This is a genomic window from Wolbachia endosymbiont of Drosophila mauritiana (genome assembly GCF_004795975.1).
GTDB lineage: Bacteria > Pseudomonadota > Alphaproteobacteria > Rickettsiales > Anaplasmataceae > Wolbachia.
Genome location: NZ_CP034335.1, coordinates 187299 through 201284, shown reverse-complemented (window position 1 = coordinate 201284; position 13986 = coordinate 187299). Strand labels below are relative to the sequence as shown.

General features: G+C 33.2%; 15 protein-coding genes and 1 rRNA gene. 3 read left to right on the top strand and 13 right to left on the bottom strand.

Translation table 11 applies throughout. The annotated features are described in order from the left end of the window. Window positions 1–23 precede the first annotated feature (23 nt). The 4 genes from EJB00_RS01080 to EJB00_RS01065 all read right to left on the bottom strand — a co-directional run bounded on the left by EJB00_RS01080 (window position 24) and on the right by EJB00_RS01065 (window position 3681). Window positions 24–1259 carry a hypothetical protein gene (locus EJB00_RS01080; protein WP_135352932.1) on the bottom strand — a complete coding sequence of 412 codons (1236 nt, stop codon included), beginning with the start codon at window positions 1257–1259 and terminating at the stop codon, window positions 24–26. Between the two features lie 76 nt (window positions 1260–1335). Beyond that, complete coding sequence (sdhD, locus tag EJB00_RS01075; RefSeq protein WP_135352933.1) at window positions 1336–1701, bottom strand: succinate dehydrogenase, hydrophobic membrane anchor protein; 366 nt, start codon at window positions 1699–1701, stop codon at window positions 1336–1338. Next, the gene (gene sdhC, locus EJB00_RS01070; RefSeq protein WP_015588184.1) at window positions 1698–2075 is read right to left on the bottom strand and encodes a succinate dehydrogenase, cytochrome b556 subunit; all 378 of its coding nucleotides are present in this window, start codon (window positions 2073–2075) and stop codon (window positions 1698–1700) included. Before sdhC ends, sdhD begins: the two co-directional genes overlap by 4 nt. Window positions 2076–2177: 102 nt before the next feature. Further along, window positions 2178–3681, bottom strand: a 16S ribosomal RNA gene (locus EJB00_RS01065). Between the two features lie 153 nt (window positions 3682–3834). On the opposite strand from EJB00_RS01065, the gene EJB00_RS01060 reads away from it, so the two are divergent. Then, complete coding sequence (locus EJB00_RS01060; protein WP_015588183.1) at window positions 3835–4452, top strand: hypothetical protein; 618 nt, start codon at window positions 3835–3837, stop codon at window positions 4450–4452. A gap of 708 nt (window positions 4453–5160) precedes the next feature. Here the strand turns inward: EJB00_RS01060 and EJB00_RS01050 are convergent. The 9 genes from EJB00_RS01050 to EJB00_RS01005 form a co-directional block, all read right to left on the bottom strand. Further along, a complete protein-coding gene (locus EJB00_RS01050) occupies window positions 5161–5304 on the bottom strand; it encodes a hypothetical protein (RefSeq protein ID WP_041581334.1) in 144 nt (47 codons plus the stop codon). A gap of 775 nt (window positions 5305–6079) precedes the next feature. Beyond that, window positions 6080–7978 carry an RNA polymerase sigma factor RpoD gene (gene rpoD / locus EJB00_RS01040; RefSeq protein ID WP_135352935.1) on the bottom strand — a complete coding sequence of 633 codons (1899 nt, stop codon included), beginning with the start codon at window positions 7976–7978 and terminating at the stop codon, window positions 6080–6082. Between the two features lie 139 nt (window positions 7979–8117). Beyond that, window positions 8118–8420 carry a cation:proton antiporter subunit C gene (locus EJB00_RS01035; RefSeq protein ID WP_010404276.1) on the bottom strand — a complete coding sequence of 101 codons (303 nt, stop codon included), beginning with the start codon at window positions 8418–8420 and terminating at the stop codon, window positions 8118–8120. Next, window positions 8417–8836 carry a Na(+)/H(+) antiporter subunit B gene (locus EJB00_RS01030; protein WP_010404274.1) on the bottom strand — a complete coding sequence of 140 codons (420 nt, stop codon included), beginning with the start codon at window positions 8834–8836 and terminating at the stop codon, window positions 8417–8419. The genes EJB00_RS01035 and EJB00_RS01030 overlap by 4 nt, the downstream gene beginning before the upstream one ends. Beyond that, window positions 8829–9353, bottom strand: coding sequence for a DUF4040 domain-containing protein (locus EJB00_RS01025; RefSeq protein ID WP_015588181.1), 525 nt, complete (start codon window positions 9351–9353; stop codon window positions 8829–8831). Before EJB00_RS01025 ends, EJB00_RS01030 begins: the two co-directional genes overlap by 8 nt. An 11-nt stretch (window positions 9354–9364) precedes the next feature. Then, complete coding sequence (gene mnhG, locus EJB00_RS01020; RefSeq protein WP_135352936.1) at window positions 9365–9637, bottom strand: monovalent cation/H(+) antiporter subunit G; 273 nt, start codon at window positions 9635–9637, stop codon at window positions 9365–9367. 6 nt (window positions 9638–9643) lie between these two features. Continuing rightward, the gene (locus tag EJB00_RS01015; protein ID WP_135352937.1) at window positions 9644–9889 is read right to left on the bottom strand and encodes a monovalent cation/H+ antiporter complex subunit F; all 246 of its coding nucleotides are present in this window, start codon (window positions 9887–9889) and stop codon (window positions 9644–9646) included. Between the two features lie 29 nt (window positions 9890–9918). After that, the gene (rpoZ, locus tag EJB00_RS01010; protein WP_015588178.1) at window positions 9919–10311 is read right to left on the bottom strand and encodes a DNA-directed RNA polymerase subunit omega; all 393 of its coding nucleotides are present in this window, start codon (window positions 10309–10311) and stop codon (window positions 9919–9921) included. Window positions 10312–10371: 60 nt separating this feature from the next. Further along, complete coding sequence (locus tag EJB00_RS01005) at window positions 10372–10668, bottom strand: helix-turn-helix domain-containing protein (protein WP_135352938.1); 297 nt, start codon at window positions 10666–10668, stop codon at window positions 10372–10374. An 853-nt stretch (window positions 10669–11521) separates the two neighbouring features. Between EJB00_RS01005 and purE the strand changes: the two genes are divergently transcribed. Together purE and mutL are read left to right on the top strand one after the other, a co-directional pair. Next, on the top strand, window positions 11522–12022 hold the full coding sequence (gene purE, locus EJB00_RS01000) for a 5-(carboxyamino)imidazole ribonucleotide mutase (protein ID WP_015588176.1): 501 nt from the start codon (window positions 11522–11524) through the stop codon (window positions 12020–12022). Further along, window positions 12022–13851 (top strand): DNA mismatch repair endonuclease MutL, encoded by a 1830-nt coding sequence (mutL, locus tag EJB00_RS00995; protein ID WP_135352939.1) that lies wholly within the window; start codon window positions 12022–12024, stop codon window positions 13849–13851. Before purE ends, mutL begins: the two co-directional genes overlap by 1 nt. Window positions 13852–13986: the final 135 nt, after the last annotated feature.

Genomic DNA, 13986 nt, shown 5'->3' with positions numbered 1-13986 from the left:
AGATGATTAAAGTAAAAAGTAATTTAAAGTGATGGAGTCCCTACATTTCGTGATGAGTCTTGTCTTCTTTCTATCTCTCCATCAATATGAGGAGTGTTGCTTTTTTGATTAACGGCTGCAGCTATTTTTTCATCAGTTTTGTTTTGCAACTTTTCCTTTAAGCTCTCTCCAACACCTAGTTCTCTAGATTTATCTATACTTTCACTATTTTTGCTCAACCCCTTCTCTAAGTTTTTTTCAATATCTGATTTTTTAGCGTTAAGCTCTTTCCATGTACCCGCTATGCTAAGTGGCTTATGATCCTTCTGCTTCGGCTTTGGCCTTTCCCCATTTGTAACAACATTAAAGTCGCTTTTTACTTCTTTCCAACATTCTTTCAATTGGTATTTCCACATAGTAAGATAAGCATCACCATACTTTTTCTCATTTGCTACAAATAATAAAATTGGAACCTTAAGTATTGTAGCTCCCACATTTACTAAATTTTTTACTACCACTGCAGGAGTGAAAAAAAGATAACCAAAAGATTTTGCAACTTGATTTTTTCTAGCTATCAAATTCTCTCCTAATTTCATAGGAATGAAAGTCAGCATTATAGCACAAATCTTAGCTAAACCCGCAGCAAAAACAATAGGAACAGATATCAGACTTTTATCTAGCTCTAGACTACCACTTTGATCTCTAATTTCTGAAAAATTAGTGCTTAATTTTTTATAATTACTAGTGTATAGTAATACTTCATTTCTTCCCTTTTCATCAACAACTCCCTGAACTTTACCCTCTCCATTTTTTACCTTTTTCATTAGCACAGAAGAGTGAGTTAATTCAAACGGATATTTAGGATCATTAGTTTTTTTAGCTTCAAAAATTGGAATATGTTTTTCAAGATCGATTTTTGAAAACTCAAATGGTTTATAGTAGCCATCATAATGCTTAACATCCTTGTTTTTTTCCCGATTAACTAAAAAGTCAATGGTAAAATAGGACCTATCATCCGTTTTCTCGACAAGAGCTAATTCAAAAATTTCCTTGCCATACGAAAGTTTATATATAGTCTCATCATTACTATTCTTACTTTCTACAACTTTCCCAGATTTTACAATCTGATCGTAATTCTTTGGATATTTGCATTTTCTTCCATCTGTATATGTCATTACCTTTCTAAGATCCTTGACATAAATTTGAGATTCAGATGAAGCAAATAAACCTTTTGCTTTAAGCGTAAAATCTGCTACTCCTTTTTTTAACACCCCAAACATGTTGTCAAACCAAAATCACTATAGCTCAATAATAAAATTAGTAAACTAATAATATATTAACACAGAACTAACAATTTTACAAGAAAATATGCCTATAAAAGAAAAAAGTCGTAAAAGCAAGGACTATATAAGTAATGCTTGATAAGTATTTTATGCATGTAATTGTAAAAATCCTTAGAGGTACGCTGTCTATATAATCTTCACACACTACCTGCATTCCAAGAACTGCATGCCAAAAAATGCAAAACACCAGTATAACAAAAAACAAAAGCTCTAGTGGATGATTAATAGCCTGAAATAATTTTTCATTAAAAGATAAAGGGCTATCAACATAAAATGTGCAAGAAAATGAGTAAATAAACCAAGGAAATAAAAATAACAAAATCACCGCAGAAATACGCTGGATCCACCAATGATGTACTGAATTTACAGATTGACTCATATAAATATAAATAAAAAAGCCATAGTAGAAAGAAATAGCATTATTGTTAGTAACATAGCACTTTTTAAAACACTAGCAATTTCTAAATTAAGCCCAGCATCCCACAATAAATGACGAATACCATTAAGAAAATGATACATAAAGCTTACAAAGCATAAGATATAAGCTAATTTAGCAACAGGAGTGAACAATAATGCATTTAAACACCTTACTATAATTAACTTAGGGGAGTAAACATATAATATAAAATACCAAGAAAGTATGATTAATAAAAGAAATAGCAAGATACCAGTCAATCTATGCATAATAGAAAAAAAACTAGTAACTTGTACTTTATATATTTGTAAATATGGGGAAAGAGGCCTATTACTCATAAAATTTCGTTATTGAGAAATTAAAAAATAAAGTAGAAGTAAAGACAGCAGTATAGTACATAATAACACTATTATTTGAAATGGTGAATTACGTACAAAGCCTAAGGAGGTAATCCAGCTGCAGATTCCCCTACTGCTACCTTGTTACGACTTCACCCCAGTCACTGATCCCACTTTAAATAACTCCTTCCTTGCGGTTAGGCCATTAGCTTCGAGTGAAACCAATTCCCATGGCGTGACGGGCAGTGTGTACAAGACCCGAGAACGTATTCACCGTGGCATGCTGATCCACGATTACTAGCGATTCCAACTTCATGTACTCGAGTTGCAGAGTACAATCCGAACTGAGATGTCTTTTAGGGATTAGCTTAGGCTTGCGCACCTTGCAACCCATTGTAGACACCATTGTAGCACGTGTGTAGCCCACTCCATAAAGGCCATGATGACTTGACATCATCCCCACCTTCCTCCAGCTTATCACTGGCAGTTTCCTTAAAGTACTCAGCATTACCTGGTGGCAACTAAGGATGAGGGTTGCGCTCGTTGCGGGACTTAACCCAACATCTCACGACACGAGCTGACGACAGCCATGCAACACTTGTGTAAAATCCGGCCGAACCGACCCTATCCCTTCGAATAGGTATGATTTCCATGTCAAGAAGTGGTAAGGTTTTTCGCGTTGCATCGAATTAAACCACATGCTCCACCGCTTGTGCGGGTCCCCGTCAATTCCTTTGAGTTTTAATCTTGCGACCGTAGTCCCCAGGCGGAATGTTTAACGCGTTAGCTGTAATACAGAAAGTAAACTTCCCATATTTAACATTCATCGTTTACAGCGTGGACTACCAGGGTATCTAATCCTGTTTGCTCCCCACGCCTTCGCGCTTCAGCGTCAGATTTGAACCAGATAGACGCCTTCGCCACTGGTGTTCCTCCTAATATTTACGAATTTTACCTCTACATCAGGAATTCCTCTATCCTCTTTCAATCTCTAGATTAATAGTTTTAAAAGCAATTCCAAGGTTAAGCCTCGGGATTTCACTTTTAACTTATTAACCAGCCTACGCGCCCTTTACGCCCAATAATTCCGAATAACGCTAGCCCTCTCCGTATTACCGCGGCTGCTGGCACGGAGTTAGCCAGGACTTCTTCTGTGAGTACCGTCATTATCTTCCTCACTAAAAGAGCTTTACAACCCAAAGGCCTTCTTCACTCATGCGGCATGGCTGGATCAGGCTTTCGCCCATTGTCCAATATTCCCCACTGCTGCCTCCCGTAGGAGTCTGGACCGTATCTCAGTTCCAGTGTGGCTGATCATCCTCTCAGATCAGCTATAGATCATTGCCTTGGTAGGCTATTACTCCACCAACTAGCTAATCTAATATAGGCTCATCTAATAGCAATAAATTTTTCCCCCGTAGGGCGTATACGGTATTAGTTGTCGTTTCCAACAATTATTCCGTACTACTAGGTAGATTCCTATACATTACTCACCCGTCTGCCACTAAGTTATACCATAGCAAGCTACAATATAACTCCGTTCGACTTGCATGTGTTAGGCCTGCCGCCAGCGTTCATTCTGAGCCAGGATCAAACTCTCAAATTTAGACTTCAACCTATAAAAGGTTGAGGGTACATCGGATAAATCCGACAAAAAATAATTTAGCTTAATACTGCTGTCTTTATTTCTACTTTAGAAATATTTTAATCTCCAACTATTCAAACAACTTTAAGAGTATTATTATGTGATATAATCACTATGTCAATATGTTTTTGCAAATCAAAAGCATTAATGTATAAATATATAACTATTTGGAATATTACCATGAAAAAATACATCTTTCTGCTTGCACTCGCGCCAATGTTAGTTGGCATCACATTATACTTATTGCGCAACATTGATAACACAAAACAATCTATAACTGCAGGTGACAAGTTTTACGAAGTATTATTCTTAAAAAAAGATAATAAATCGCTGCTAGAAGAAATAGATTCAAATTGGGAGTATTTAGCAAATTTTGAACGTGCATTCAATCATATCTCAGATTCAATGCCAACAGACACAGCATCTATTATTTATAATGATTTGGCAGACGATAAAGATGCTCCTGATGTTTTGCGTGAGTTAGCACAATACTTAGAATTAATGAGCTTACTTCACTCCAGCGGTGAAAAAACAAATAAAGATAAAATTAGTAATTTAGAATCAAATGCAGTGTACCCTTATTCAAGCCAAGAAGCTATCGCTATAGTAAAGATACACAGTAACGACATTAAAGGTGCAATTGAAATATTGCATTCATTATTAAATGATAGAGAATGTCCGACCCTAATCAAGGCCAATGCACAAGAATTACTTCGGATATACGAAAACTAAAAAACTTGCTTGCATAACAATTTGGCAGCGCATCTGATGAAATAAAGAACTTTACTTGACAAACCTCCCTATTTTATTATGGCACTAAAACTATTTATGACTCAAAATTTGTTTTTGACTGTAGGATCAATCACAAAATCCAGTAAAAACTTAGGTGTTTATTGGTAGATTACGTAAAATTATAGCGGTTTTTTAAATTTTTTCTATACTCAGCCAAGTTGCGCTTGTTAGAACATTATTACAGCACCACTTACAGTAATATAGAGTCAAAATTTCACTACTCAGAAGTTCCTTTTACCTTTTTATTTAGTAAGACTTCTCTATATTTATAGTTAATATATCAAAGAATAAACTTCACTAGCAGAATGTCATTCTAGCACTAAAATGACAAAAAGAGGATAAAATCGCAATAGCTATGTATCAAGCACCGTTGTATTTTCTCTATATTTTAGATTATTTTGTTTACCCCCCTCCCTTTACCATTCAGCTACGCAGATAGTTACTACAAACCGTAAAGATGTTTAAAAGAAATCTAATTTTTATCAACTCATACATTTCATTACCAACTTCACAACAAGGTTCTGCAGTTGGATAAAAATAATCAAAAAAGAAATAATCCTTTAGTATTTCTGTGCTGCATCCAGAATTATAGTAAGTATCAAGCCTTCCTTTAAATATCAACAAGAGTATCTTTATACTTTTTCCAAATCACCCTACCCTAAACTGGTCTACGATGTTTGATAGGTATGCATCTCGATCATTTAACCCTTTGCTCTTATATTTACCAAGCATACTTTTCACTTTAGAGTTAAGATCGAATGCTTTTATTTCAAGATCTGCACCTTTCTTCATATAATCTAAATCATTAGCTAATTTTGTATTAAAACTCTGTGTAAGCTTTGCAGCCAGCTCTCTTGCTTTTCGTCTTTATTAAAGCTAGTATCAAACCACCCTCAGTCACATTTGCAACAATCACATGCTTTACACCATATTCATTTAGAACCAAATGCATTACATATTTCACTAACCGCTTTATTTCAATACTTTTTCTGCTTTAACATTGTTATAAGCAGTGGCACCCATAATATTATTTCCTCGATTATAATGAAAAATAAAATCTCCTTTACCTACGTCTGGATGATGTTTAATTACTGCGTTTAGCTGATTAACTAAACGAAATTTATTGAGGAAATAAGAAAAAATAGGGTTAAGAATTTCAGATGCTGTTGCATATAAAATCGCATAGTTATGATTTTGCTGTTCATAGTATCGATCAAAAAATGAGCATCTCCATGATGACTTAAATTCTTCTAAACCTAAATACTTTGCTACATATTCAATAACAGTAAGGCCATTGCTAAAAATCCTCCTTAATAAAAAGGGGCATTAAGTTTCACGTTTCTTACAAAGGATAAGTTATTAGAATTTCAATAATTACACCATTATCAGATAAACTATCACCCAGAACACAAAAATTTTTACACTTTGAATTAGAGTTATTATTTTTATTTGCCATAACATTCAATATCTAATCATACTGCTCTATGAAGCCTATAAAAAAGAAAAATAGGGTAAAATTATAGAACTTTGGCTGAATTTTACCTATTTTTTGAGCAGCCCTTCTGCCTTAAAAGAAACCTCTAAGTTTTTTAGCACGGCTTGGATGTTTCAACTTACGTAGTGCTTTTGCCTCTATTTGCCTAATTCTTTCACGTGTAACATTAAAAATTTTTCCTACTTCTTCTAAGGTATGCTCCTTTCCATCTTTACCAAGGCCAAAGCGCATCCTTAGAATTCTTTCTTCTTTTGGTGTTAAAGTTGCAAGAACATTGGTCGTAATGCCACGCAAGTCGGCAAGTATTGCAGCATCCTCTGGTTTAGAAACTCGCTTATCTTCTATACAATCACCGAAGGTACTACTATCATCCTTTCCTGTTGGAGCTTCAAGACTTACCGGATCTCTTGCTATCTTCATAACTTTGCGTATTCTTTCTAGCGGCATCGCCAATTCTATACTCAATTCCTCTAATGTAGGCTCTCTACCCATTCCATGAGTCATCTTTCTTAATGCTTTGTTGATTTTACTGATAATTTCCACCATATGTACTGGTATTCTAACTACTTTAGACTGTTCAGGTATTGCCCTAGTGATTGATTGTTTTACCCACCAAGTACCATAAGTCGAAAATTTATACCCACGTTTGTAATCAAACTTATCCACAGCCTTCATAAGACCAATATTACCTTCCTGTATCAAATCAAGCAGATCAAGGCCTCTTTTTGAATACTTTTTAGCAATCGAAACCACCAGCCTTAAATTAGCCTTAATCATTTCTTGCTTTGCTTGAGAGACTTCTTGTTCATGTTTCTGTATTCTCTTGATTAGCTTCTTAAATTCCTGAACTTTATCTCCTTGTACATAACTCTTAATATTGCTTAAGGCACTAGCTATATACTCATAGCTATCGTTTATAAACCCTAAGAATTTATTTTTTAATTCACCTGTAAAAAGAGATTGATTTTCATTAATCTTGAGAAAACTTATTTCACTAAACTCGTGCTCTAAAAGCACATCATCATAAACATTATAAAAACTTTCTCTATCAATATCGTACTTTCTAGCTTCAGTAATAAGATTAGCTTCTTCAAACGTGATTAGTCTATTTATTTCGCAAAGTTTTTGTGTAATTCTGGTAATAGCAGCATCACTAAACTGAATTTGTAATGCTACAGACCATATTTGATTATATAAATTTTCTAGCTCATTAGAGAAATCTTTAGAATTTTTTTTCAATACCAATGCTTCATTTGTTAAAGCAATGATCTCATCCAATGCCGTGATAACCTTTGGCAATAAATCACTTTCCATTTCAAGAACAGAAATATTTAAGTTAGCTGAACTTATGTCTTCACTCTCATTTCCCTTTTCATCATTAATTTTTTCCTCATCATTAACACAATCTCTAACATCTTCAGCTTCACTTTCTTCTTTGTCTACCATATTGAAATCAGAGTTATAAATTGCATCCAGATTTATAATTTCTCTCAGTAAAAAAGTTCCACCACTTAAATCATCACGCCATATTTTGATCATGTTGAATGCCACTGATGTTTCAATTATTGCACGTAACATGTTATGCTTTTCAGATTCAATTTTTTTTGCTATCTTAATTTCATCTGCTCGCGACAAAAGCTTTACAGAGCTCATATCTTGTAAATAAATCCTTACTGGATCATCATTTTGCACTAAAGTTGTAGTAGTATTCAACGATGTCTCATCATCATCAAGCTTATTACCATCATCATTAGAAGGAGCTTCTTCCTCATCTTCACTACTTTCGAGTATGTTAATTCCAGAGTCTTGCAATAAAGCTATAGTATCATCTATAAAATCAGGTGGAAAACTTTCATCTGACAACTTATCATTTATATCATCAAAAGTGATAAAACCGCCCTTTCTTATACTTTTAGTTACAAGATCTTTGATGATCTTTTTCCTATCTTCCGTACCATTAATAGTTGACATCATTACCTTTACAGTTTATAATTTTATTTCTTATTTATCAAATAAACTTACAATTAGCAAGCTTATAGTTTTATTCTTAATTTATAGTTACTTGCTACTTCATATAGTTTAAGATACTGTCAATTTATTCACACTCTTCTTAATCAACTAATCTCTCCATTCTTACTACTATGGACAATCCAACTGAAAATGTTGCAATTCCAACCACTATAGCAGTAAGCATTAAGACGTGAGGTATAGGATTGGTATATAAGTGAAAATTTGAAGTCAATATAGGAGGTAAAGAACTTTTTACATACCCTAAAGATATGTAAAACAACAAAACAGATGCTTGTAAGACACTTAATCCCATCATTTTTTTGATTAAGTTTTTATCATTTACAATGATATAGAAACCTAGCACCATTAATATAGTAATGCCTACATAATTATATAGAGTCATTGTTTTTTCTTGCGAGCAAAATTTATATATATGATTAACATGGAAGAAGAGACGGTAAGCAATACACCCAGCTCCACTAAGAAAATACCCAATTTTTGACCTGTTCTACTATCAGCTGACAATATACTATAGGATAAAAAATTTTGGCCAAATAAAACTGTTATAATACCAGCTCCTCCATAGGTTAAAATACCTAGTACGTTAGTAAATTTGATAATAGAGTAAGGTATTGCTTTTAAAGTTGTAGGTATATCAAATAACATAGAATATAATATTATCCCAGAAGCAATAATTATTCCCGCCTGAAAACCTCCACCTGGAGTATAGTCACCATGAAACTGTATGTATAAACCAAACAAAATGATAAAAGGTATCATCAAAAATGTTACTGCACTTAATACCGGATCTTTAATCACTTTCTTTCTCTTCTAATATTAACATTATACAAAGTGCAGCAGTAAAAACTACTATAGTTTCTCCAAATGTGTCATAGCCACGAAAGCTTGCTAAAACAGCTGTCACTATATTAGGAATACCAATAGCTTTTTCAGTATTTTCGACATAATAAGGAGCAACGTGCAAGTGAATTGGAGCATTATGACTGCCAAAATCTGGTAATTGAATTATAAAGTATGATAAACATGCAGTCAAAAATAACATAAAAAAAAGTGTTGTGGGGCTATGAGATAAATTTGCTTTGTAATTCTTTACCAAAGAGAGTGCTGCAAACGTAAAGACTGTGCTCAATCCTGCACCAACAGAAGCTTCAGTAATTGCAACATCTGGCGCATTCATAATCAAGTACATAAGTGCAATAAGTGCACTAAATACACACATTAGAACAGCACTTACAACCAAATGTTTCGAAAGAACTATAAAAACTGTAACCGTGAGTAACAGCAAAAGTAATATTAGATTCAGTATTTCTAGCATCTTAACCTTCTTTAATAGTCTTTACTTTTATAATAAGTACGCGCTAAAATATAACTGTTAGTTGAATTGGCTATCCATATTATAAAAATCAATAATATAATTTTAATAGTATTGATTGAAAATTCATTTTGCCAAGCAAAACCAATCAACAACAACATTGCACCACTAGAATCTGCAATACCTGCAGCATGTAGTCTAGTATAGAAATCAGGAAATACTACTACTCCTATGCTTGAAATGACTATTAAACAAATACCTAAAGATATGAGAATGGATGCTACCATAAATTATCAAAACAACATTAATCTCATTAGTGCTATAGTTGATATAAAGTTGATGCTAGCATATAACAATGCTATATCAATTAAAAAAAAATCATTCAGAATAATTGATATTGCTGCTATGAGTAAAACTACCTGTGTTGATAAATTATTGAATGCTAAAACCTTATTGTATACATCACTTGACCTAAACACTATACAACATAACATTACACTCATACAGAATAAAAGCGCATAGATAGCAATACTAATCATTTATAAGCTATTATAACCTCTGCAGATTTCTAAATCGGTACTTCTTCATCACTATCTTGATCATCTATTTCATCATCTTGACTTTCTTGACTTATATCCAGACTCGCGTTAAGTTGATGATCAGAAAAATTTAACAAATTTGCTAGCTTACTTGGACTACTACTATAAGCATTATCTGTGTTTCCTTTCATGTGCTCCTTGCACCTTTTCACCAAAAGGTTAAACAACTCATGAGTATTCACCTTCTTTTCTGCTATTTCATATAAAGAAACTATCGTATCCTTATGATCTTTAAACTTAACCATTTCAACGGGATCGCTTGCTCCTGTACTCAAATCATGTGTTCTTTGACTTGCTAGCAGAACCAATTTAAAACGATTGTGTACCCGTTCTACACACTTTTCTACAATAGACTCAACCATAAAATACTACCTTGATAAGCTTTATACTATATCACAAAAAACAAGATGTCAACTTCGGATCTATTGAGATCCAATTCTACATTCTACTTTTTCTTCTTTACCTTTTACTGATTGATTTTCTGTTATTGTAATTGTTATCTCATGATCAAGCTTTTTCAAAAAACCCAACAGTCTCTCTAAAGAAAAACCACTTGTCTTACCACTTTTAATTTGTGACACCTTTGGTTGATCAATACCAAGTTTCTCAGCCGCACAAGCTTGAGTCCAAGTATTTTTTCCTATAATTTTACTTATTATGCCAAGCAAATTTTTTTTTATTGCTTCACTATCCAGATTGTTTAATGATATTGTTTCCATAATTTTTACTCTCACATACCAACTAGCTTTATTAAATATTATATCATAATATTTAATATACCAATATATTAATACTATATAATTTGTCAATAACTATCTGATACTCAAAATTTTAAATTGACTATAATTTTTATCAACATACTAGTAATTTCAAACTATTATTTTGTAAAAAACTTACTATTAAAGAGAATAAGTTGAAATTGCAAAGTTTAAAACACAGAAATAATCATTTTACAAACTCGTTTTAGAGACTGTACATGATCTCAAGAAAGGAATAAAGCAGGAGATAGAGTATGTAAATTATGAAAACAGAGCAAGATGAGTAGGAGAAAAACTGAGTAGAGTTCTGTAGAAAGAAACAAAATCAAGAAGATTTAGGATGTATTTTACATAGTGCTACAGGTCCTAAAAAGTGGCTTCAGTGAATCAACAATGTTTTCAAAATGGCAAGATTATTTTAATAAATGAAGTAAAAAACATAGCAGAAGTAAAGAAAGTGTTTTGAAACATATATAAAAAAGTAGTTGCAAAGAAACAAATATAGAGGATGTAACTGTAGAGATCTTTGCCGTATTGTCAAAAGGTAAGTCTCTAATACTCTTATAGAAAAGTGTAGACAATTGTGATAAGCAAATTCAATACTAGCTTACAAATCGTCTTCTTGCTTCCACCGCTTTGCTTCTAAAAAGATTATGAATAGACCCTTATATCCGAAATTTATACCTCTATATTTTAATATAGGGATTCATTTTAATTTTTAAAGTTTCTATTTAATGAGAATGCTATATCATATTCGTAATTTAATTCAAATATTTGTTGCTTCTGAAATACTATTTGGTTAGTAAATAAAATCATGTCTAATACAGAAAAAATGAAAAAGGATGTTGCTGTAATTATGGGAAGCGAGTCGGATTATGGCACTATGGTGCATGCTATTAACCTATTAAAAGAATTGGAAATTTCACATGATGTATTTATAATATCCGCACATAGAACACCAGAGAGACTCTTTAATTTTACTAAGTCTGCTCAAGAAAAAGGCTTTAAGGTTATTATAGCTGGTGCAGGAGGAGCGGCTCATTTACCCGGTATGACTGCATCGCTTACTTATTTACCTGTTATCGGTATTCCTGTTCATAGCAAGCAATTAAATGGGCTAGATAGTCTATTATCTATAGTGCAGATGCCAAAAGGTGTTCCAGTTGCAACAATGTCTATAGGAGAGAGTGGAGCATGCAATGCCGCTATTACTGCTGCATCTATATTATCGATTTCTAATAGTGAAATTGCAGATAGATTAAAAAAATGGAGAGAGGAGCAAACTAAAGCAGTAAAAGAAAAACCAACATTATAATGGCAATAGTTCTTTTAGATACAAAAACCATAAATCGTATAGCAGCAAGAGAGGTAATAGAAAGGCCTGCAAGTGTGGTAAAGGAATTAGTGGAAAATGCAATAGATGCAAAAAGCTCAGAGATAGAAATTAGAATAGAAAGTGGTGGGCGTAACCTCATTACTGTGATCGATAATGGTAGCGGAGTAAAAAAGGATGATTTAGAACTTGCGTTTATGCGCCATGCTACTTCAAAATTGAGTGATAGTGAATTGATAGAGATTAAGCATCTTGGCTTTAGAGGAGAAGCTTTGTCTTCAATTGCAGCAGTAAGCAGAATAAAATTATCATCTAAGGCAAGCAAAGCAGATCAAGCATGGTCTATAAGATATGAGGGGGGAGAAAAAATAGAAGAGCTTGTTCCTTATCCTTTATCGACAGGAACATATATTGAAGTACGAGATTTATTTTTTGCCACATCAAATAGACTAAAATTTCTCAAAACCGAAAGGGCAGAAACACAAAGCATTGTTGATATTGTAAACAACTTAGCAATGATCAATTATGGAATTGAGTTTACTCTTATCTCCGATAATAAGAAGCTTCTTAAGTATACTAAGCAGACCTCATTATTTAGCAGGCTATGCGAAGTAGAAGAAGAATTTCATGAAAACTCTTTGCAAATTAGTGAAGAAGAAGATGGCATTAGACTTACAGGATACATCTGTAAACCTACTGTCAATCGTAGCAATTCAACTCAGATCTATACATTTGTTAATGGTAGACCAATTAAAGATAATCTACTTATTGGTGCAATTCGTTATGCGTATCACGACCTTATTCCAAGCAATAGATATCCTTTTGCAGCGCTGCACTTAGAGATACCGTATGATCAAGTTGATGTAAATGTGCATCCAAATAAATCAGAGGTAAGGTTTCAGAACAAGAGGCTAATATATGAAATAGTGAGAAGAGGGCTAATAAAAGTGCTATCAAAGAGAATAGATCTTGCAGAAACTGTATTGGCCCAGACTAGAACAACAACGAATCATCTATCATCAGATCCTTTTAGTAGGTCTAGTCTTAAAAATGAATTTTATGAAAGAAGGTCAGATCCTTTTGAAAACCAATTAATGAGAGAATTTACTTCTCCAAATATAGAGACAAAAAGCTTATCAGAACATTCAAAATCGTTTGATTATACTGGTATGCAAAAATCTCCTCCACGAGCAGAAACTACAATTTTGGAAAGGAAACAAACCGATCTAATAAGGGATTATCCACTTGGGTTTGCACACTGTCAAATCTACAATACTTATATTATTGCTGAGGTAAGAGACAAACTAATTATAGTAGATCAGCATGCAGCCCATGAAAGACTAGTATACGAGTGCTTAAAGGAGAAATCAAGTATAAAAAGACAAAAACTTCTTTTGCCTGAAATGATTGAAATCAAAAATCAAGCTGGAATGGAAATGATTAAAACTTATAAAGATAAACTTTTTGAGATGGGTTTTGAGATTGAAATTAAATCAGAAAATAAGATCATAGTAAAAGAAGTTCCTGCAATCTTAGGAGCAATAGACACAAAGAGAATGCTCATTGATATAGTGGATAGACTAACAGAAATAGAAGATACATTACCTATAGAGGATAAGGTGAATAAAATACTAGCCACAATTGCTTGTTATGGATCAATAAGAGCAGGCAGAAAGATGAAATTGGAGGAGATGAATGAATTATTGAGGCAAATGGAAAAGACACCTTATTCTGGACAATGTAATCACGGAAGGCCAACCTATATAGAAATGAAATTAAGCGATATTGAAAAGTTATTTGAGCGAAGGTGAGAAGTTATCACAAATATGTATAGATTATACAACTCTAGTTTCGTCATCTCAAAACTCAGATACACAATTGTTTGAACATTACAATTTGCAGGTAATTTGCATAGTAGATAATGTCATTCCATCACTTGACAATGA